The sequence below is a fragment of the Nonomuraea sp. NPDC049486 genome, from assembly GCF_040676925.1.
GTDB lineage: Bacteria > Actinomycetota > Actinomycetes > Streptosporangiales > Streptosporangiaceae > Nonomuraea > Nonomuraea ferruginea.
The window spans coordinates 15,696-35,800 of sequence record NZ_JBFAPV010000002.1 but is presented as its reverse complement, the minus strand read 5'-3'; the positions used below and the strand labels follow the sequence as shown (position 1 = coordinate 35,800).

Sequence of the window (20,105 nt, the reverse complement as noted above, 5' to 3'; positions counted from 1 at the left end):
TGGCCGGGCTCAGGCGCCGAGTTCCTCCGCGAGTGCGGCGGCGAAGGCGTCGACGTCGTCCTCGGTGGTGTCCCAGGCGCACATCCAGCGCACCTCGCCGGTGGACTCGTCCCAGGTGTAGAAGCGGAAGCGCTTCTGCAGCCGGGCGATGACGTCCTTCGGCAGGATCGCGAAGACCGCGTTGGCCTCGACCGGGCGCGGCACCTCGACGCCGGGCAGGTCCCTGACGGCCTCGGCGAGCCGCCGTCCCATGGCGTTGGCCCGGCGCGCGTTGCGCAGCCACAGGTCGTCCGTGAGCAGCGCCTCGAACTGCGCCGAGACGAACCGCATCTTGGACGACAGCTGCATGAACGTCTTGCGGATGTAGTCGACGCCGGTCGCCGCCCCGGGGTTGAGCACCACGACCGCTTCCCCGTACAGCAGCCCGATCTTCGTGCCGCCGAAGGAGAGCACGTCGACCCCGGCGTCGGTGGTGAGCGCCCGCAGCGGCACGTCGAGCGCGGCGGCGGCGTTGGTGAGGCGGGAGCCGTCGAGGTGGACGAGCAGGCCGAGGTCGTGCGCGTGCGCGCAGATCGCGGCGATCTCGCCGGGGGTGTAGACGGTGCCGAGCTCGGTGGTGTTGGAGATGGACACCACCTTGGGCTGGGCGCGGTGCACGTCGCCGAACCCCCACGCCTGCCGGTCGATCAGCTCGGGGGTGAGCTTGCCGTCGGGCGTGGGGACGGTCAGCAGCTTGATGCCGCCGGCGACCTCGGGGGCGCCGCCCTCGTCGGTGTTGATGTGGGCGGTCTCGGCGCAGACGACCGCCTCCCAGTGGGCGGTCATCGCGCGCAGCGAGACGACGTTGGCGGCGGTGCCGTTGAAGACCGGCCAGGCCCGCGCCGTGTCGCCGAAGTGTCGCCGGAAGACCTCCTGCAGCGCCTCGGTGTAGACGTCGTCGCCGTAGGAGGTCTGGTGGCCTCCGTTGGCGTCGGCGATGGCCTGGAGGATCTCCGGGTGCACTCCGGCGTAGTTGTCGCTGGCGAAGCCCTTGAGCCGGGGGTCGTGCCGGACGGTCACGTGGTGAGGTCCAATCTGGTGCCGTTGAGCTGGGTGGCGGGCTGGTCGTAGAGGCGGCCGATCGCCTCGGCGAGGTCGCGCACGTCGGTGAACCCGGCGAACGCCGCCTTCGGCTTGGCCGCCCGCATGGCGTCGTTGACCAGGGCCTTGACGACGAGGATGACGGCCGCGGACGAGGTGTCGCGCAGCGCGTCGGCCAGCGAGAGGGTCCACGCCTCGGCGGCGGCCTTGGCCGCGGCGTAGGGGGCGCCCCCGGCGGTGGGTCGCTGGGCGGCCTTCGCGGAGACGATCACGAACCGGCCGTTCGCGCTCTTGCGCAGGAGCGGTTCGAAGGCCAGCGAGACATGCTGGAGAGTGCGGACGAGCAGGTCGTGCAGCGTGTCCCAGTCGGCGAGGTCGATCTCGCCGAAGGTGGACGCGCCGCGCCAGCCGCCGACGAGGTGGACGACGCCGTCGACGTGGCCGTGCTCGGCCTCGATCCGGGCGGCGAGGGCCTCGACGGCGGCGCGGTCGAGCAGGTCGACGTCGTGCTTGTCGACGCCGATCACGGTGTGGCCCTGCTTGGCGAAGTGTTCGCGGACCGCGACGCCGGTGGGGCCGGCGGCCCCCGTGACCAGAATGATCATGCCCTGATCCCCCTCGTCGACTCGACCACATCGGCCAGCTTACGGCGCAGCGCCTCGTAGAACATGCTCAGGGGGAACTCGTCGGGGAGCACCGCGTCCACCTTCGCCTTCTGCTCGGCGGGCAGCGCGTCGACTCCCCTGGCCCAGAGCGAGGACGGGTCGGGCGCGACGTAGGCGCTCACCAGCTCGTGCGCGGCCAGCCAGTGGGCGACCTTGGAGCGGTCGATGCTGTCGCGGTAGAGCTTCTCCACCTCGCCGCGCAGGTCGGCGACGCCGCCGGCGACCCGGTCCCAGTCGACGGACAGGCGGTTGTCGGTCCACCGCACGATGTCGTTGCGGTGCAGGTAGGCGAAGAGCAGCTGGCCGCCGAGCCCGTCGTAGTTGCGCACCCGGGGGCCGGTGATCGGGAACCGGAACAGCCGGTCGAACAGGATCGCGTGCTGGACGTACCGGGCGTGCGGCACGCCCCGCCGCTCCAGCTTGACGGCCTCCCCGAACGCGGTCAGGTCGCAGCGCAGCTCCTCCAGCGCGTACAGCCAGTACGGCATCCGCTGCTTGATCATGAACGGGTCGAACGGCAGGTCGCCGTGGCTGTGGGTGCGGTCGTGCACGAGGTCCCACAGCACGAACGTGTCCTGGGCGAGCCGCTGCGAGGCGAGCAGGCGGGCGGCGTCCGGCGGCAGGTCGAGCTTGAGCGTGTCGACGGCGGCCCTGGACACCCGGCGGAACCGGGCGGACTCGCGGTCGGCGAAGATGCCGCCCCAGGTGAAGCGGGCGGGCGCCTGCCGGACCGCGACCGTCTCGGGGAAGAGCACGGCCGAGTGGGTGTCGTAGCCGGAGGTGAAGTCCTCGAACGCGATCGGCACGAACATGGGGTTGTCGTAGCCGCCGGCCTCCAGCTCGGCCAGCCAGTCCGGCCAGATCGTTCGGATCCAGACGGCCTCCAGGTTGCGGTCGGGGTTGCCGTTCTGGGTGTACATGGGGAACACGACGAGGTGTTCGAGGCCGTCGACGCGCTGGGTGTCGGGGTGGAAGCGGTCGAGCGAGGCGAGGAAGTCGGGCACGCCGAGGTCCTGCCCGGCCCACCGGGCGAGGTCGTCCTGGACGGCTTCGAGGTACGCGGCGTCGTGCGGGAAGTGCGGCGCCAGCTCGCCCACCTTGGCGGCGACGGCGGCGACCAGCTCCTTGGCCCGGCCCTTCTCCTCCGGCACCGATCCGTCCTTGACCTGGAGCGGCCGCAGCTCCTCGACCAGGGCCTTGAGCTCGCCGAACAGCGCGGCCTTGGGACCGGACCCCGCCGCGTCGGCCGGCGCGTCGGCCGGCACGCGGGCGGCCCAGGTGATGACGTTGCCCCACAGCGTGCGGTGGTCGTAGTCGTCGATGGAGTCGTCGCCGAACAGGTCGGAGTCGGCGAACACCACGACCCTGCCCTGCCCGTACGGGAGCGCCACGGCCAGCGGCGCGCCCGCCGGGTCCGCGTCAGGGGAGGTGGCGAACAGGACGGTGGCGTCCTGGGCGGTGGCGTCCTGGGTGGTGAGCACGCCGGAGCGGTAGAAGCAGGCGGCCTTGACCCCGGCGAGCAGCCCGTCGCCGGTGGCGGGCGGGGCGACGACCCAGGAGGCGACGCCGCGGTGGGCGTGGCGCGGGTCGCGCACGGTGGTGTGCTGGACGGTCACGCCGAAGCGGGCGAGCAGCTCGGCCAGGTTGTTGCCGTACTTGTCCTGCTCCTCCTCGGCCAGCACGACGAGCCCGCCGCCCTCGGCGACGAAGTCACGCACGGCGTCCAGCTCCCGCGGGGAGAGCAGCGGGCCGCCCCCGCCGGTGGTGCGCTCCCAGCGCTCGCCCGCCGGATGGGCGATGACCAGCACGTCGTGGTCGCGGAGCGTTCCAGGGTCGAGCGGGCCCTCGGCGTGGGCGGTCACCGTGTGGCCGAGGTGGCGCAGCAGCTCGGCGGCGCGGGCGTAGCTGGAGTCGTCGGGGTGTGCGGGGTTCACGGCCTCGGCGACCTCGCGCCGGATGGTCCACGACTCGCTGTGGGCCTCGTCGAACAGCACCCTGGGGAACGCATGCATGAAATATCTCCTGTCGCTACCGCCTTATGACGAAAAATATACACATACGACCCGAATCCCCCGCCAAACCCTCTCGCATGCTGAGATCAGGCCGCGGTGCCGGGCCGTACCACGCCCGACTCGTACGCGAACACGACCGCCTGCGCCCGGTCGCGCAGGGCCAGCTTCATGAGCACCCGCGCCACGTGCGTCTTGACCGTGGCCTCGCCCACGTACAGCTGCCCGGCGATCTCGGCGTTGGTGAGCCCGCGGGCGAGCAGGCGCAGCACCTCCAGCTCGCGCGGCGTCAGCTCCGACAGCCTGGGCGACGGCGTCGGCTCCGACCGGCCCGCGAACGAGGCGATCACCCGGCTGGTGACGGCCGGGTCGAGCAGCGCGTCACCGGCGTGCACGATGCGGATGGCCTCGATGAGCTGCTCCGGCGGCGACACCTTCAGCAGGAACCCGCTGGTGCCGGCGCGCAGCGCCGCCCACAGGTTCTCGTCGGTGTCGAACGTCGTCAGCGTGATGACCTTCGGCGGCGACGGGGTTTCGAGCAGTTCCCTGGTCGCGCTCAGCCCGTCGAGGCGCGGCATGGAGATGTCCATCAGCACGATGTCCGGCCTGACGCGCCGGGCCACGGCGATGGCCTCACGGCCGTCGGCGGCCTCGCCGACGACCTCCATGCCCGGGTCGCTCTCCACGACCATGCGCAGCCCTGCCCTGACCATCGCCTGGTCGTCCACGATCACGATTTTGATGCCCACAGCTTCCGAAGGGTAAAGGTCGCGGGAGCTCGTGAACAGCCGCCGAACAGGCAGGTCAAGCCGTACGCAAGTCAGGTGCAAGCGGATGGTCAGGAAACCTGCACGCTCTGACGCACCCGCACCTGGGTCTCGTCGTCGCAGCGGTGCTGCGCGCAGAAGTACAGGACCAGGACCGGCTTGGGGCGGTGGGCGATGACGTAGCTGACGAAGCCCAGCTGGTTGCCGCTGTTGCGGTCGCGCAGGGTGCCGTCGTAGCGGGTCGCGTCGCTGTTGCCCGCCCGGTCGGGCACCGGCGCCGTCACCTGGACCTCGCCCGGCAGCAGGCCCTCCATCATGGCCTTCATCTCTTCACGGGAGGCGCCCGGGTCGAGCGTGTCGGACACCTGGACGTACACGCCCACAGCGTTCTCCGGGTCGCCGGTGATGACCTTGTTCACCTGCGACCAGTCGGCGCTGGCGCCGGAGACGAACATCGACTCGAACTCGGCGGCCCGCGGCGAGGCGATCGCGAACAGGTCGGCGTGCGTGCGGGCGGTCCAGCCGGCCGGGTACTCGAAGGTGACCGGGGCGGCGGCGGTGTCCTGGAAACGCGTCCACGACTCGCCGCGCTGCATGAAGACGATCATCACGACCAGCGCCAGCGCGGCGACCGCCGCGGTGAGGGTGGCCGCGACGATGGGCAGCCTGCCGGGGCGGCGTGCGGGGCGCGCGGACACGCCGGTCCCCGGGCCCGTCGCCGGCCCGCTGCTGCCGGGTCCGGTGTGCGGCCCCTCCCCGTAACCGTACGGAGAGCCGGGATGGGGACCGGAGTGCGGGCCGGAACCAGGACCGGGACCGTAGTGCGCGCCCGGACCGGGGCCGACGCCGACAGGCCGCGCGCCCGAATGCGGGCCGGAGTGCGGGCCGGAGTGGGGACCCGAATGGGGACCCGAATGGGGACCCGAGTGCGGGCCGGAGTGGGGACCCGAGTGGGGACCGGAGCCGTAGCCGGTTCCCGGGCCGGTGCGGGGGCCGGTGAAGGCGCCCGAGTCGGCGGGCGAGCCGGTGATCGCCTCGCGCAGCGCCACGATGAACGCCGCGCAGGACGGGAAGCGCTGCTCGGGCGCCTTGGCCAGGGCCCGCATCATCACCCCGTCGACCTCCAGCGGCAGCTCAGGCCGCAGCTGCGTCAGCGGCACCGGCTGCTCGGCCAGGTGCGCCCACAGCAGCGCGATGTCGTTGTCGCGCTGGAACGGCAGCCGCCCCGACAACCCTTCGTACACCACGCACGCCAGGGCGTACTGGTCGGCCCGGCCGTCGATGTGCTCCTTGTTGATCTGCTCGGGCGACATGTAGCGGGGCGTGCCGATGAACTGGTCGGTCTGCGTCAGCCCGGAGATCGACGTGCGGTGCTTGGTGATGCCGAAGTCGGTGAGGTAGACATGGTCGGCGGCCAGCAGGATGTTGGCCGGTTTCACGTCGCGGTGGATCAGGTCGTGCGCGTGCGCGGTGTCGAGGGCGGCGGCCACCTGGGCGAAGATCCTGGTGCCCTGGTCGAGCGGCAGCGGACCCCGGTCGTAGATGAGCCGGCGCAGGTCGAGCCCGTCGACGTAGCGCATCGCGATGTAGAGGACGCCGTCGGCGTCGGCGTTGGCCTCGTAGATGGGGATGATGTTGGGGTGCTCGATGCTGGCGACCGTGCGGGACTCCAGGATGAACCGCTGGCGGAACCGGTCGTCGACGCTCAGCACCGGGTTGAGGATCTTCAGGGCGACGCGGCGGCTCAGCCTCGGGTCCAGCGCCAGGTAGACGACGGCCATGCCGCCCTTGCCGATGATGTCCTCGACGTAGTAGCCGGCCACCTCCTGACCGATGAGCGCCCTGTCGTTCACGTGCATCACGACGTCTCGATGGGCTGGCCACAGTAGCCGCAGAACCGGTGCGCCTGGCCGAGCCGCATGCCGCAGGCCGTGCAGAACTTGACCGAGGACTCCTGCGCGGTCAGCACCTGCTGCTGCTGCGGGACCGCCGTGAACTGCGGCGATCTGCGCACCATGACCGTCTGGTCGGCGCCCTCGTCGTACGCCTGCTGCGGGGGGACGAGCGGCGGGGCCTGCCCGTGGTCGTCGGCCCGGTCTCCGGCCCGGTGGCGCCGCCACAGCAGGAACGCGCCCACGGCCGCGGCGAGGAACAGCACGCTCGCCGCGACGATGAACGGCCACAGCGGCAGGCCGGAGGAGGCCGGCGCGACCGTCCGCTTGGTGCCCTCGTCCTCCGGGCCGCCCCGCTTGGCGAGCGCGACCTTGAGCAGGTCGGCGGCCACCACGTTGCCCGGGTAGAGCTCCAGGACGCGCTGGAAGCCCGGCGCGGCCTCGGTGTAGTACTTGGTGTGGTAGCGGGTCAGCGCCGCCTCGAAGGCGGCGTCGATCGCTCCCCTGCGCGCCGCGATGCCGGCCTTCGACAGGGTCGAGGTGATCTCCCGTACGCCGATCATCTTGGCTTCTTTGCCGCCGCCGATGAGCAGCCCGACGACGTGGCCGTCCTTGTCGCCGATGACGGGGGCGCCGGCCAGGCCGCGGTCGGCCAGGCCGCCCAGCTTGGCGGGCTCGTCGACCTTCTTGTCCGGGTCGCCGAACGGCCGGCCCTTCTCGCCGGCGCCGCCGCCCTTGCCCAGGTGGGCGATCTCGACGGTGGTCTGCACGTCGGGGCCGGGTCGGCCGAGGAAGCCGGCCACGCTGGTGGGCGCGCCCTGCTGGTCGGGCACCTGCTCGGCGAGCGGGGCGGTGGGCATGCCGACGCTGCCGACGGCGCGGGCGACGGGCATCAGCACGGCCGGGGCGTCGGGGCCGGAACCGGCCCGCACCAGCTCGGCCTTGAAGCCGTCGGTGTCGGCGGGCGAGACGTTCGGGAAGATCGTGATGTCGGTGGTGACGTCGATGATGCAGGTCGCGGTGGACCTCTTCGGCGGGTAGCAGTCCTTGAGGTGGCGGTCGAGTATCGGGTCGTCGTCCACCGAGTGGCGCTTGTCGTCCTGCGGGACCTTCACGTCGTGGTGCTCGGCGAACACCTTGTTGGCCGCCCGCACGGCGACGTCCTCGTCGTCGGTCTTGACCACGCTGGTGAGCGTGACGATCGCGCCGTCGGGGTTGACGACGATGCCGGTGCCCTGGCCGATGGGGAAATCGTAGGAACGCTCCACGTGACGCAGCTGGCTGACGTGGTCGAGGAGCGTGATCTCGACGTGGGAGACCGCCTCGACGCGCACCACGGCGGGGGTCACCAGATCGGTGATGCCGCTGGGATGCTCGTGGGCCGTCGCGGGTATGGCGAGCAGGGCGACCGTCACCACGACACCGCCCGCCAGCACTGTGAGACGCGCCATCACCGCTCCCGCACGAAGGGTCAGAACAAGGGTCCCAATCACCTGTCGTAAGTCAATAGATCCGCGTGTGACGAAGCGGTTGCAGTACTTCCCCCGACGCATGAACCCCTCACGAGGCCCTATCGCGCGAAAGCCGGGCGGCGTTACACCTTGTTCAAGATCAACTCAGTTCGGTCCCCGGCTTCCGGTAGCCGGGACGCCACGACACCGCGCCCTGCCTGACGGCGGCGTGGACGGCGCGGGCCAGCCGGGCGCCCCACTCGGAGCGGGGCCCGCAGAACAACTCCTGCGGGCCGGAGTCCGGCACGGCGAGGCAGACCGCGTCCGAGGCGGTGCCGGTGCACGGGTAGCCCGCCTCCAGCAGGGCCTGCGTCTTGGCCTCGGTCATCGTCATGACGGCGTTGACCAGAGCGGCGTCCGTCATCGCCACCGGCAGCGTGGCGACGATGTTGACGGTGCCGACCATCGGGGCCAGCTCCGGGTCGGCCGCGCCTTCGGGGGCCGCCGCCCAGGTCGGGACGCGTAACCCGACCGTGGCCACCGCCTCGGCCCCGCCGTCGGCGGCGCTGGTGTAGCGGTCGACGGAGGCCGCCGTCATCATGCCGACGCCGTCGCCGCCCGGCCCCAGCCCGGCCAGGTGGTCGACCGGGTCCATGCGCGCGTAGCCGGCCACGACCTGGGCGTTCAGCACCCATGTGCGCGGCCCGATGCCGCCGCCGAGCATCGCCGAGGAGATCATCCGCCAGCCCGGCCCGAACTCCCACAGCAGCGAACCGAGCCGGTCGCCGTCCTCGACGCGGTAGCCGAGCTTCACGTCTCTCCCCTGACCAGGTGTACGACGGGCCGCCCGCCGGGGCCCGGCTCGATCATGACACGGGCGTCGAAGTGCTCGCCGACCAGGGCGCCGGTGAGCACCTCGGCCGGCCTGCCCCGCGCCACGGACCGGCCGCCTGCCAGCAGCAGGAGCGTGTCGGCGTACTGGCCGGCCAGGGTCAGGTCGTGCAGCGTGGTGATCACGGTGAGGCCGTCGGCGGTCCTCAGCCGGTCCACCAGCTCCAGCACCTGCTGCTGGTGCCCGAGGTCGAGCGCGGTGGTGGGCTCGTCGAGCAGCAGCACCGGCGCCTGCTGGGCGAGCGCGCGGGCGAGCACCACCCGCTGCCGCTCGCCGCCGGACAGCTCGCCGACCCTGCGGGCGGCGAACCCGGTCAGTCCCAGCCGCGCCAGCACGCCCGCGATGATCTCCCGGTCCCTGCGGCTCTCCCGCCCGAAGTACGGGATGTACGGGGTACGGCCGAGCAGCGCGTAGTCGAAGACCGTCATGTCGGGCGGCAGCGCGGGGGTCTGCGGCGCGTAGGCGACCAGCCTGGCCCGCTCGCGCGGCTTGAGCCCGCTCCCCTTCCGGTCGTCGAGGACCACCTCGCCCCGGTGGGCGAGCACGCCCATGACGGCCTTCAGCAGGGTGGACTTGCCGGCCCCGTTGGGCCCGACGACCGCGAGCCACTCGCCCCGCGACACGTCGACGTCCACCCCGTCGAGCACCTCGCGCCCGCCGAGCCGTACCGACAGCTCCTTGACCCGGATCATGTGGCGGTCCCCCGCGTCATGCGCAGCACGGCCACGAAGAACGGCGCGCCCACGAACATGGTGACGACTCCGATCGGCAGCTCGGCGGGGGCGATGACGGTGCGCGCGAGCAGGTCAGCGAGGACCAGGAACGCGGCGCCGCCGATCAGCGACAGCGGCAGCACGCTGCGGTAGGAGCCGCCGGCCAGCCGGCGCACCGCGTGCGGCACGACGATGCCGACGAATCCGATCAGCCCGCTCACCGCCACCGCCGCGGCCGTGGCCAGGGAGGCGGCCAGCAGCACCACGAACCGGACCCGGGTGGCCCGCACGCCGAGCGCCCCGGCCTCCTCGTCGCCGACGGCCAGCACGTCGAGCATCCGCCCGTGCGCCAGCAGCACCGCCGCGGCGACGACCGCGTACGGCAGCACGAGCCGGACCTGCTCCCAGCCGCCGCCGACGTCGCCCAGGATCCAGGAGTAGACGCGCCGCAGCTCCTCCACCCCGAGCTGCTGCACGAACGTCTGGATCGCGGTGAGGAACGAGGTGACGGCCACCCCGGCCAGCACCAGCGTGGCCGTGCCACCGGTCCGTCCGGCGGCGCTGCCCAGCCCGTAGGCGAGGAACACGCCGCCGACCGCGCCCGCGAACGCCGCGACGGGGGTGGTGAGCGCGGACCCCGGCAGCAGCACGACGGCCACGGTCGTGGTCAGCCCGGCCCCCGCCGCGGCGCCCAGCAGGTACGGGTCGGCCAGCGGGTTGCGGAAGACGCCCTGGTAGCCGGCCCCGGCCATGGCCAGCAGCCCGCCGACCACGGCCGCCAGCAGCACCCTGGGCAGCCGCAGCTCGTACAGCAGCCCCTGCTCGACGGGCGTCAGCCCGGCGTCGGCCGACACGAACGGCAGCCAGTCGGCCACCTGGAGGACGACCTGCCAGGGCGCGATGTCGGCGGCGCCGCCCAGCAGGCCGGCGATCATGACGACGGCCAGCAGCGCCAGCGCCCCGGCCAGCCACACCGGCCGGGCTCTGGCGGGCTTGACGTGCGCCACCGGGTCCCGCCCTTCGGTCCTCCCGGTGGCCTGCTCGGCGAGCACTATTCGGAGGCCGCCTTCGCGACCGCGTCACCGACGGTCCGCGCCAGGTCGGCGACGCGCGGCCCCCAGCGGGAGGCGATGTCGTCGTCGAGCTCGATCACCAGGTCGTTCTTGACGGCGGACAGGTTCTTCCAGCCGGGCCGCTTGGCGAGCGCCTCCTTGTTCTGCTGGCAGCACTTCACGTCCGCCAGGAAGATCAGGTCGGGGTCGGCCTGGGCGATGAACTCGGTGGACAGCTTGGGGTAGCCGCCCGCCGCGTCCGGGGCCTTGTCGGCGATGTTGGTGAGGCCGAAGATGGCGTAGATCTGGCCGATGAAGTTCGTGGACGTGGCCGCGTACGGGGTCTGGTCGAGCTCGTGGTAGTAGGTCAGGCCCTTGCCCTTGGGGGCGTCGGCGGCGAGCTGGTCCAGGGTGGTCCGCATGGTGGTGACCACCTCCTCGGCCTTCTCCAGGTTGCCTGTGGCCGCGCCGAGGTCGGTGATCTCGTCGTACGCCTCGTCGAGGGTCTTGGCGGACGGCTCCCACAGCACGGGGACGTTCAGCTTGGCCAGCCCGGCGATCACCTGGTCCATGTCGTCGGAGACCACGACCAGGTCGGGCTTCTGGGCGACGATGGCCTCGACGTTCGGCTTGAAGCCCGACAGGTCGGTCCTGGGGGCCTCGGGCGGGTAGTTCGACTGGTCGTCGACGGCGATCACCTGGGGGCCGGCGCCGATGGCGAACAGCGTCTCGGTGTGGGCGGCCGACAGGGAGACGATCCGCTCCGGCTTCTTCTCGATGGTGATCTCGCCGTTGGCGGCCTCCACCGTCACGGGGAAGCCGGCGCCGGCCTGGCTGGAGGAGGGCTGGCTGGTGGCGGGGGCGGAGGTGGCTGTCGTGCCGGTCTGGCCGCATGCGGCCAGGACGAGCGTTCCCAGCAGCGCGCCCGCGAGCGCCTTGCGTACGGGCCTCACGAGTAGTCCTTTCACACTGTCGGAACCGAGAGACCCGCGATGAGCGACGGATCACCCTTTTCCACGAGGGTTGATGACGTCACGCAGAGGCAGGCGACCTGGCTATGACAGTTGCGGGACAGCGCCGGACTCGCACCGGACTTCGCTGCAGCACTGCGCGTCGGACAAACGCTATCAATCCTCCTGGAGGCGCCCGCGTCAAGGGGTACGGAGCTGTGATTCCGCTTCTTCGAGCACCTCCTGGACGCGGAGGCCGCGGGCGGCGTCGAGCGGGTGGCCGCCGCCCTGCCGCACCGTCCTGGCGAACTCCTCGGCCACCCGGGGCAACGCGTCGCCGCCGCCGGACGCCAGCACCGCGACGCCCTTCCCGCCGTACACGGCCACGCTCGCGGGCGGCAGGTCTCCGACGGCGGCCTGGCTCAGCGACACCTCGCTGACCGCGCCGCCCTCGTGCTCCAGCAGCAGCCCCGCCCAGCGCAGCGGGTCGCCGTGCGCGCGCACCCCGGTGATCCGGCCGAGCGCGGCGTCCATCAGGTCCACCATGTGCGGCCCCGCGTCGAGCAGCGCCCCGCGTTCCAGCCGCCACGGGGTGGCGAACGGGTGGTCGCCGACGAGGGAGCCGGAGATGTTGGCGGCGTGCCCGCCGAACGGCTCGATCTCCCGGCACCGGTCCAGGAAGGCCCGGGTGCCGGCCGCGTACCGCAGGGTGAGCACCATCTGGCTCGGCACGCCCGACTCGGCGACCGCGTCGGCGACCCGCCGCGCGCTCTCCAGGGAGTCGCCGAGCGGCTTCTCCAGCAGCAGCGCCTTGCCCGCCCGCGCGGCCCGTACCGCCAGCTCGGCCTGGACCGCGGGCGGCACGCAGAACGCGACCGCCTCGCACGCGTCGAACAGTTCCTCCACCCGCTCGAACACGGGCGCGCCGAGCCGCGCGGCCGCCTCGGGCCTGCGCGCCCAGACCCCGGCGAGCCTGGTGTGCGGGCCGGCGGCCAGCATCGGCGCGTGCGCCATCTCCGCCCACGGGCCCGCCCCGACCAGACCGACCGCCACCGGCTCCATCGCGATCCCCTTTCGCACGATCATGAGTCGATTCGTGACCCTACTCGAAGGGCCGCGGTGGAAGGATGCCTTGATGATCACTTCCAGCCGGCCGCTCGCCCGCTATGTCGCGGGCGGCACGGTCCTCCAGATGGCCTTGTGGGCCGACGCGAGCCTGGTCGGTGTCACCCTCATGTTCCTGGGCGAGGGAGGCTTCCAATCCCTGGGGCTGGTGATCCTGCCGGCCGGGCTGCTGGCGTTCCTGCTGCCGGTGCCGATGGGGGTGCTCGTGGACCGGGCGGCACGCCGGTCGGCGCTGGTCTGGTCGGGGGTGGCGGGGGCGGTCGCGCTCGGCTCGCTCGCGGTCGCCGCACTGGCCGGCGCCGTCACGACGGCTCACGTCACGCTGGCGATCGGGGCCGTCACCCTGGTGGCCGTCACGGGCGCGCTGGCGCTGGAGGCCTATCTGCCGGCGGTGACCGGGCGGCACCGGTTCGTCCCGGTCAACGCGTGGCTGTACGGGATCGCGTCGGTGGGGACGTTCGGCTTCGCCGTCACCACGGGGCTGCCGTCCACGGCGGCCGTCGTGGTCGTGCTCGTGGTGCCGGCGGTGGGGTTCGCGGTCTCGGCGCTGCTGTTCCGGTACGTGGACGTGCCCGAGGATCCGGCGCCGCCGAGGGAGGGGGTATGGCCGGAGGCGGTGGCCGGGGTGCGGTTCACGCTCCGGCATCCGGTGCTCGCCGCGATCGCCGGCTATCTCGTCGCGCTGGCGGCCCTGGGGCAGCTGATCGACGCCCCGCGGCCGGACGGGCTGGCGGACGGATGGGACCTCGTCACCATGCTCGCGCCGCCCCTGGTGGGCGCGCTGGCCGCGGTCATGCTGCACCGCCGCGTGGGCGCGCTCCGGCTGGCGTGGTTCGCCGTCCTCGCGACCCAGCCCTTCGCGCTCCTGCTCGCGTTCCCGTCCGGGGCCGCCGGATACGTGCTCGGCCAGGCGCTGCCGCTGGCCGGCGCGGCGACGGCGGCGATCGCGCTGCTCAGCCACCGGCAGGCGATCACGCCGCCCCGGCTGCTCGGCCGCTCGGGCGGCACGCTGGTCATGCTCGTCGCCCTGGCGGCGACCGTCGGGTCCGTCCTCGAGACCCTGCTCGCCCTGGCCGGCGCCGGCCGGTCGTGGCTCGCCGTGCCGGCCACCGCGGGGGTGCTGGCGGCGGCGGTCCCGCTCCTCAGGGCGAGCCGGTCCGAGCCTCCCGCCGACGCCGATCAGGGCGCCCCGGCCACCTGAAACCGGGGTGGCGGATGATGGACCCATGGACGAGATGGTGTTGCTCCGCCACGGCGAGACGGAGTGGAGCAGGACGGGCAGGCACACCGGCCGGACCGACGTGCCGCTGACCCCGCGCGGCGAGGAGCAGGCCAAGGCGCTCATCCCGGTGCTCGGGGAGAGCCCGTCCGAGCTGGTCGTGGTCTCGCCCGCGCGGCGCGCCACCCGCACCGCCGACCTGGCCGGCCTCAGCTCGTACGAGGTCGATCCGGACCTGTGGGAGTGGGACTACGGCGGCTACGAGGGCATCACCACCCCCGACATCAGGAAGGACCGGCCCGGCTGGTACCTGTGGCGCGACGGCGTCCCACCGGGCGGCACCCCGGGCGAGAGCGCCGCCGAGGTGGGCGCCCGCGCCGACCGGGTGATCGAGCGGTGCCGGCGGGTCCACGGGCGGGTGGCGGTGGTCGCGCACGGTCATCTGCTGCGCGTGCTCACCGCGCGCTGGCTGCGCCTGCCCCCGGCGGACGGCCGGCTATTCAAGCTGGACACCGGCACGTACTCGCGGCTGGCCTTCGAGCACGGCGAACCGGTGATCAGAACCTGGAACGCGCCGGTCGGCGGGGTCTGACCAGCACCGGCTCAGGCTTGCGCCTGGCCAGGCTGCGGGCCGCGCCCGGTCAGCCACTCCAGGACACTGCGGTGCCCGCGGGTGGCGTCCTCGAAGTGGCCCCAGCGCCAGTAGCGCGGATGGTCCCTGATGCCGGTCACCCAGGTCCGGTACGAGACCGAGCCGCCGGAGGCCGCGGGCGCCACGCCGTAGGTGCGGATCACGACCTTGCCGCCGGGCGCGAACAGCACGTCGTCGGCGATCGGGTAGAGCGTCGTCTGGTCGAGCATGACCCGATCCTGCCCGGAGGAGTCGGTGGGGCCGTTACGCCTCCGGCGCGGCCCGGTTAAGCGGGCCCGCCGGAGGTTAACAGCGCGTTACACCAGCAGGCCGTCGAATTCTCCGTCCTTCACTCCGAGCACCAGAGCCCGGATCTCGTCGCGGGTGTAGATCAGCGCGGGGCCGTCGGGGAAGCGGGAGTTGCGCACCGCTATCCCACCGTCGGGGAGCTTCGCGAGCTCCACGCAGTTGCCCTGCGAGTTGCTGTAGCGGCTCTTGCGCCACGCCACGCCGGACAGATCGCCGGCGGGCATGCCGTTATAGGTCTGATTCATCTACATCTTTCTGAGAAGGCCGCCGATGAGCTCGACGGTGCCCCCCGGCGTGGTGCTCTCCACGCACAGCTGCTCCATGGCCGTGAGGTACGGATCGATGTCCTCGCGCTTGTCCAGGTACAGGGCACCCCAGAGCTGTTCGACGTAGACGACGTCCGACAGGTCGGACTCGGGAAACCGCAAGATGCTGAACGCGCCCCCCTCGGCGGCGTGCATGCCGTATCGGAAAGGCATCACCTGAAGGGTGATGTTGGGCAGGGCCGCCACCTCCAGCAGATGCCGGAGTTGCTCGGCCATGACCTTCCGGCCGCCGATGATCCGCTTGAGCGTCGCCTCGTCGATGACCGCCCACAGGCGCGGCCCGTCGTTCTTGGTGAAGCGCTCCTGCCGTTGCATGCGCAGATGCACACGGCGTTCTATCCGATCGGCTGACATGTCGGGATTGCCGAGCTGGATCACTGATCGTGCGTACGCGGCCGTCTGCAACAGGCCGGGCACGAACTGCACCTCGTACGTACGGATCATGCTCGCGGCCTCTTCCAGCCCCACGTAGGTGGTGAACCAGTTCGGCAGCTCCTGCGAGTAGTTCTGCCACCAGCCGGGGGTGTTGGCCTCTCGGACCATCTCCAGAAGGGCACGGCGTTCGGCGTTGTCGATGACGCCGTACAGCGTGAGCAGGTCCTCCACATCACGTGTCTTGAAACCGACGCGCCCGAGCTCCATACGGCTGATCTTGGACTCGGAGGCACGGATGTGGAATCCGGCCTGATCGCGCGTGAGCCCGCGCTTCTCGCGCAGGCGCCGCAGGCTCGCACCGAGCATGATGCGCCGAACGGTCGAAGCTGAACCGGGCGGATCGATGGACACGTGGTGCTCCTTGGTCGTTTCCTTGTCACACAGTCTGTCACTTCACGGCCGAAAGATCATGGGCCGCGGACAAGATCCCCTTTCCCACTGATTGACCCTTTGAAGGGAAACCGTAGCGCTTGCACACCGTGTCTGCACGTGCATTCGCTCTTGCAAGTGCACGAGAGTTTGCCGCACAATGATCAACGTGCAATCCACCACGGCAGCCGGCCAGTGGACCACGTTCGACTGGTGGCCCCCTGTCGGCTGGTGGCCGGAGGCGGCGCGCGATCTCCTCGAGCCTGGTCCGTCCGCGAGCGCCACCTTCGTGCTCCCTCCCACCGCCTCGTCCGTGCACTGCGCGCGCAGCTACGCCGCCGGGGTGCTGGCCGCGTGGGGCCTGAGCGAGCCGGCCGAGAACATGGAGCTGGTGGTCTCCGAGCTGGCCACGAACGCGCTGCGGCACGGCCTGCGCGCGGACGACCCCTGCGGGCTCGGTCCCGTGCACATGTCGCTGGTGCGCCGCGGCCGCCTGGTGGCCAGCGCCTTCGCCGATCCCGGGTCCTCGGTGCCCGCGCTGAGATACTCTGGGCTCCTGGATACCGGCGGCCTGGGTCTCCACATCGTCGACTCACTGAGCCTTCGCTGGGGCTGGTCCGCGCTCTCGCCCCACGGGAAGATCGTGTGGGCGGTCCTCTCCTGACCGAGAGTGATCTGCACTACCGTGGATGGTCATGGCTCACGGTGAGTTCCACGCGCGACCCCATGAGAGTGCTGACCGATGGACGATCACCTGCTCGGCTGGCTACGAACCCTCGACGAAGACAGGCTCGCCCGCGTCCTGACGCACCGGCCTGACGCCCTCGCCGCGCCGTGGCCGCGGCGGCTCGACACGCTGGCCCAGCGGCTGAGCAACGGCTTCGCCGTCATGGAGGCGCTGCGCGTTCTGCCGCTCCCCTGCCTGCAGCTCGCCGAGGCCTGCCTGGTCCTGACCCGGCCGACCGCCGAGCGGCTCGCCGGGTTCCTCGGGGCGCCGCGCGCCGAGGTGGACCGGTGGCTCGACCACCTCTACGACCACGCGCTGGCCTGTCCCTCTGCCGACGGCGAGATCCACCTGGCCGAGGCCGTGACCCGCTACTGGAGCGCGCCGCTCGGCCTCGGCGAGCCGCTCGACCACTACCTGAACTCGTGGACGATCAGCGGCGACACGCTGCGCACCCTGGCCGGCAACCTGGGCCTGCCCTCCCACGGCGGCAAGCGCCGCACGGTCGCGCGGGTGGGCGAGGCGCTGGCCGACGACGGCCACATGGCCGCGCTGCTGCGCCACGCCCCCGCCGGAGCCGCCGCGCTGCTCGACGAGTTCGCCTGGCACGGCCCCGTACGCGAGGTCGACGGCGGCAGGTTCGTCACCCCCGGCACGCCCGAGAAGTGGGCGGCCGACCACGGCCTGCTCTACCGGCCGAGCTGGAACGTCGCCGAGATGCCCCGCGAGGTGGCGCTCGGCCGGCGCGGCCCCGGCTACCATCCGCCGTTCACGCCGCGGGCGCCCGAGGTGGCCACGATCCCGGTCGACCCCGAGGAGGTCGACCACCTGATGACGCTGGCCGCGCCGCACGTCGTGGAGCGCTGCGCGGCCCTGCTCGACAACACGTCCAAGGCGCCGTTGCCGCTGCTCAAGACCGGCGGCGTGGGCGTGCGCGAGGTCCGCAGGGTCGCCAAGGAGACCGGCTGCGACGAGGACGAGACCCGGCTGCTGCTGGAGATCTGCGCGGTGGCGCGGCTGCTCGCGTGGGACGAGAAGTCCGGCGGCCTGGTGCCGACCGAGCGGTTCGACCGCTGGCGGCTCGACGAGGGCGCCGCCCGGCTGCGGGTGCTGCTGTCGGCCTGGTGGCGCATGGAGCGCTCGTCCCTCCGCAAGATCGACGGACGGTACGGCACGGTCCTGGGCGACGACCAGAGCGGCGCCGCGATGGCCCGCATCCGTCACGCCGTGCTGTCGGCGCTCCTGCGGCTGCCGTCCGCCACGGCCTTCGCCGACCGCGACAGCCTGGTGGCCAACGTGCGCTGGCACGCGCCGCTGGTCGACCGCGAGCTGCTCGACCGGTGCGCCTCCGCGGTGATCGACGAGTCGCGGCTGCTCGGCCTGGTGGCCAACCACGCGCTCACCGACCTCGGCCGGGCGCTGGCCGGGCTGGCGGCCAAGGCGGGCGGCGAGAGCGACGACGCGGCCCCGCTGGTCGAGCACGACCCCGCGCTGGTGGAGGCGTCCACCCGGGCGCTGGCCAGCGTGCGCAGGAGCGCCCTGTTCGGGCCCGACCTGACCGCGGTGGTGACCGGGCCGCCGTCGGCGGAGCTGGCCGAGCTGCTCGACCGGGTGGCCGAACGCGAGTCCCGGGGCGCGGCCTCGGTGTGGCGGTTCACCACCGAGAGCGTGCGCCGCGCCCTCGACCGCGGCTACGACGCCGACGAGCTGCTGGACGAGCTGTCGGGAGTGGGCGCCGTCCCGCAGCCGCTGGAGTACCTCGTGCACGACGTGGCCCGCCGCCACGGCGAGGTGACGGTGACCACGGTCGGCTGCGTGGTGCAGGCCTCCGATCCCGCGCTGCTGGCCGAGATCGCCGCACACCGGCGGCTGTCGCGGCTGGGGCTGCGGCTGCTCGCGCCGACCGTGCTGGTCGCCTCCGCCGACGCCGAGCGCACGCTCGGGGTGCTGCGCGAGGCGGGGTACGCGCCGGTGCCCGTCGCCGACACCGGCGAGATCGCCATCCGCCGCACCCGCGCCGAGGAGCCCCGCAACGGCAGGCTGATCCTGCTGCCGGGCGGGCAGGTGGCCGAGCTGTCCGACGCCCAGCCGTCCGATGAGCCGATGATCGCCGAGCCGGTGCCCGACCCGCACGAGCACGCCCGCCGCCTCATCGCCGAGAGCCGTGAGGCGGGCGAGCGCAACGGCCGCACCTGGGCGGTGATCGGCCGGATGGCGACCAGGCTGCCGACGGCGCAGCAGTCGCTGCTCGGCTTCGTGGTCGACCGGGGCGTGCGGGCGGGCATCACGCTGACCGACGGCCTGACCGCCACCATCAGCCACGGCGAGCTGCGCAACGGGGCGCTCGACGCCTGGTGCGAGGAGGCGGGCGACTACCTGGAGTTCCCCCTCGCCGAGATCGTCGAGGTCAAGGGAGCTTATTAGCCTTCTTCAGGTTGGCCACGAGCTCCTCCAGGAAGTCGGCGTAGCCCTGGTAGCTGAAGGGGGCCTCGGCACGCCACGGGTAGAGCTGGCCGGCCTTGACCGCGGGGAGCTCGGCGAAGGTCGGCTTCTTCATCATCTCCTCGGGCTTCAGCGCCTGCGTGCGGGTGTCGTAGAGGATCACGTCCGCGTCGTAGGTGTCGGCGTTCTCCCAGCTGAGGGTCTGGAAGAAGCCGCCCTCGTCCACCTTGCCCGGCACCACGATGTCGAGGCCGTTGTCCATGAGGTGGCGGATGTCGGCGTACTCGGGCGGGTTGACCACCCACATCTGGTCGGCGCCGCCCGACATCATGAGGATCTTGAGGTCCTTGAGCGCCGCCAGCTCCTTGGTGGCGGCCTCCATGCGGGCCTTGGCCTCGGGCACGCCCGCCATGTCGGCGCCGAGCGACGCGGCCAGCTTCTCGTACGTGCCGATCACCTCGGTGGCGGTCTTGCCGGTGAGCATGACGCCGACCGTGGGGGCGACCTGCTCGATGGTGTCCTTGGACTTCTCGGGCACGTACCAGAGCGTGCCGTTCTCGTACATGCTGCTGACCAGCAGGTCGGGCTGCAGGGCGATGTACTGCTCGACGTTGAACTCGTCCCACACGTTGCCCAGGCCGGTGACCTTGGTGATGTCGACGTTGCCGACCTGCGGGTCCTTGCTGCCGTCCTGGAGCTTGTGCGGGCCGAAGACGCCGACCGGGCGCACGCCGAAGTCCCACAGCGCGGCGGCGGCGCCGACCTGGGCGACCACCTTGGAGGGGGTCTTGTCGAGGTCGACCTTCTTGCCGCGGTCGTCGGTGAACGTCCACGGCTGGGCGGCCGGGGCGGAGGACGCCTCCGGTGCGGCCGCGGTACCGCCCGCGCCGCCGCACGCGGCGAGCGTGACGGCGGCGGCCAGACCCGCCGCCGCGGCGAGGAAACCTCGCCGAGCCATGACCGGTCCCGACATGAGTACTCCCTAAGGTTAGGCTTGCCTTCGTACTGAGGCTTTAGATTAGCCTCGCCTAAGCCAGACCGTAAGGAGAGGGGG

General features: G+C 72.3%; 19 protein-coding genes. 4 read left to right on the top strand and 15 right to left on the bottom strand.

Translation table 11 applies throughout. From position 1 onward, the window contains the following. Positions 1-9: 9 nt before the first annotated feature. The 11 genes from AB0K05_RS05050 to AB0K05_RS05000 all read right to left on the bottom strand — a co-directional run bounded on the left by AB0K05_RS05050 (position 10) and on the right by AB0K05_RS05000 (position 12,557). A complete protein-coding gene (locus AB0K05_RS05050; protein ID WP_364226817.1) occupies positions 10-1,059 on the bottom strand; it encodes a low specificity L-threonine aldolase in 1,050 nt (349 codons plus the stop codon). Further along, complete coding sequence (locus tag AB0K05_RS05045) at positions 1,056-1,685, bottom strand: SDR family NAD(P)-dependent oxidoreductase (protein WP_364226814.1); 630 nt, start codon at positions 1,683-1,685, stop codon at positions 1,056-1,058. The genes AB0K05_RS05050 and AB0K05_RS05045 overlap by 4 nt, the downstream gene beginning before the upstream one ends. Continuing rightward, a complete protein-coding gene (locus AB0K05_RS05040) occupies positions 1,682-3,757 on the bottom strand; it encodes a DUF6421 family protein (RefSeq protein WP_364226811.1) in 2,076 nt (691 codons plus the stop codon). The genes AB0K05_RS05045 and AB0K05_RS05040 overlap by 4 nt, the downstream gene beginning before the upstream one ends. Positions 3,758-3,843: 86 nt before the next feature. Next, the gene (locus tag AB0K05_RS05035) at positions 3,844-4,503 is read right to left on the bottom strand and encodes a response regulator transcription factor (protein WP_148032917.1); all 660 of its coding nucleotides are present in this window, start codon (positions 4,501-4,503) and stop codon (positions 3,844-3,846) included. A gap of 89 nt (positions 4,504-4,592) precedes the next feature. Then, positions 4,593-6,380 carry a protein kinase gene (locus AB0K05_RS05030; protein WP_364226808.1) on the bottom strand — a complete coding sequence of 596 codons (1,788 nt, stop codon included), beginning with the start codon at positions 6,378-6,380 and terminating at the stop codon, positions 4,593-4,595. Beyond that, positions 6,380-7,864 carry a hypothetical protein gene (locus AB0K05_RS05025; RefSeq protein WP_364226805.1) on the bottom strand — a complete coding sequence of 495 codons (1,485 nt, stop codon included), beginning with the start codon at positions 7,862-7,864 and terminating at the stop codon, positions 6,380-6,382. The genes AB0K05_RS05030 and AB0K05_RS05025 overlap by 1 nt, the downstream gene beginning before the upstream one ends. A gap of 160 nt (positions 7,865-8,024) precedes the next feature. Continuing rightward, positions 8,025-8,678 carry an adenosylcobinamide amidohydrolase gene (locus AB0K05_RS05020; protein ID WP_148032920.1) on the bottom strand — a complete coding sequence of 218 codons (654 nt, stop codon included), beginning with the start codon at positions 8,676-8,678 and terminating at the stop codon, positions 8,025-8,027. Then, complete coding sequence (locus AB0K05_RS05015) at positions 8,675-9,448, bottom strand: ABC transporter ATP-binding protein (RefSeq protein ID WP_364226802.1); 774 nt, start codon at positions 9,446-9,448, stop codon at positions 8,675-8,677. Before AB0K05_RS05015 ends, AB0K05_RS05020 begins: the two co-directional genes overlap by 4 nt. Next, complete coding sequence (locus AB0K05_RS05010) at positions 9,445-10,443, bottom strand: iron ABC transporter permease (protein WP_261808876.1); 999 nt, start codon at positions 10,441-10,443, stop codon at positions 9,445-9,447. Before AB0K05_RS05010 ends, AB0K05_RS05015 begins: the two co-directional genes overlap by 4 nt. A 77-nt stretch (positions 10,444-10,520) precedes the next feature. Then, positions 10,521-11,474, bottom strand: a complete 954-nt coding sequence (locus tag AB0K05_RS05005) for an ABC transporter substrate-binding protein (RefSeq protein ID WP_364226799.1) — start codon at positions 11,472-11,474, stop codon at positions 10,521-10,523. 198 nt (positions 11,475-11,672) lie between these two features. After that, entirely contained in the window at positions 11,673-12,557 is an 885-nt protein-coding gene (locus AB0K05_RS05000) for a Gfo/Idh/MocA family oxidoreductase (protein ID WP_271276356.1), read from the bottom strand. Positions 12,558-12,606: 49 nt separating this feature from the next. On the opposite strand from AB0K05_RS05000, the gene AB0K05_RS04995 reads away from it, so the two are divergent. Then, positions 12,607-13,797, top strand: a complete 1,191-nt coding sequence (locus tag AB0K05_RS04995) for a hypothetical protein (RefSeq protein WP_271276357.1) — start codon at positions 12,607-12,609, stop codon at positions 13,795-13,797. 25 nt (positions 13,798-13,822) lie between these two features. Then, positions 13,823-14,407, top strand: coding sequence for a histidine phosphatase family protein (locus AB0K05_RS04990; protein WP_148032924.1), 585 nt, complete (start codon positions 13,823-13,825; stop codon positions 14,405-14,407). An 11-nt stretch (positions 14,408-14,418) separates the two neighbouring features. On the opposite strand, the gene AB0K05_RS04985 is transcribed toward AB0K05_RS04990, so the two are convergent. The 3 genes from AB0K05_RS04985 to AB0K05_RS04975 all read right to left on the bottom strand — a co-directional run bounded on the left by AB0K05_RS04985 (position 14,419) and on the right by AB0K05_RS04975 (position 15,822). After that, positions 14,419-14,676, bottom strand: a complete 258-nt coding sequence (locus AB0K05_RS04985) for a hypothetical protein (RefSeq protein ID WP_148032925.1) — start codon at positions 14,674-14,676, stop codon at positions 14,419-14,421. Positions 14,677-14,763: 87 nt separating this feature from the next. After that, positions 14,764-15,000, bottom strand: coding sequence for a DUF397 domain-containing protein (locus AB0K05_RS04980; RefSeq protein ID WP_148032926.1), 237 nt, complete (start codon positions 14,998-15,000; stop codon positions 14,764-14,766). Beyond that, a complete protein-coding gene (locus tag AB0K05_RS04975) occupies positions 15,001-15,822 on the bottom strand; it encodes a helix-turn-helix transcriptional regulator (RefSeq protein WP_148034773.1) in 822 nt (273 codons plus the stop codon). It lies immediately after the preceding gene. Positions 15,823-16,045: 223 nt separating this feature from the next. Between AB0K05_RS04975 and AB0K05_RS04970 the strand changes: the two genes are divergently transcribed. Both AB0K05_RS04970 and AB0K05_RS04965 read left to right on the top strand, forming a co-directional pair. After that, the gene (locus AB0K05_RS04970; protein WP_148032927.1) at positions 16,046-16,549 is read left to right on the top strand and encodes an ATP-binding protein; all 504 of its coding nucleotides are present in this window, start codon (positions 16,046-16,048) and stop codon (positions 16,547-16,549) included. A 78-nt stretch (positions 16,550-16,627) separates the two neighbouring features. After that, entirely contained in the window at positions 16,628-19,033 is a 2,406-nt protein-coding gene (locus AB0K05_RS04965; RefSeq protein WP_364226792.1) for a helicase-associated domain-containing protein, read from the top strand. On the opposite strand, the gene AB0K05_RS04960 is transcribed toward AB0K05_RS04965, so the two are convergent. Further along, positions 19,017-20,024, bottom strand: a complete 1,008-nt coding sequence (locus AB0K05_RS04960; RefSeq protein ID WP_148032929.1) for an ABC transporter substrate-binding protein — start codon at positions 20,022-20,024, stop codon at positions 19,017-19,019. The two genes, AB0K05_RS04965 and AB0K05_RS04960, sit on opposite strands and share 17 nt — an antisense overlap. Positions 20,025-20,105: the final 81 nt, after the last annotated feature.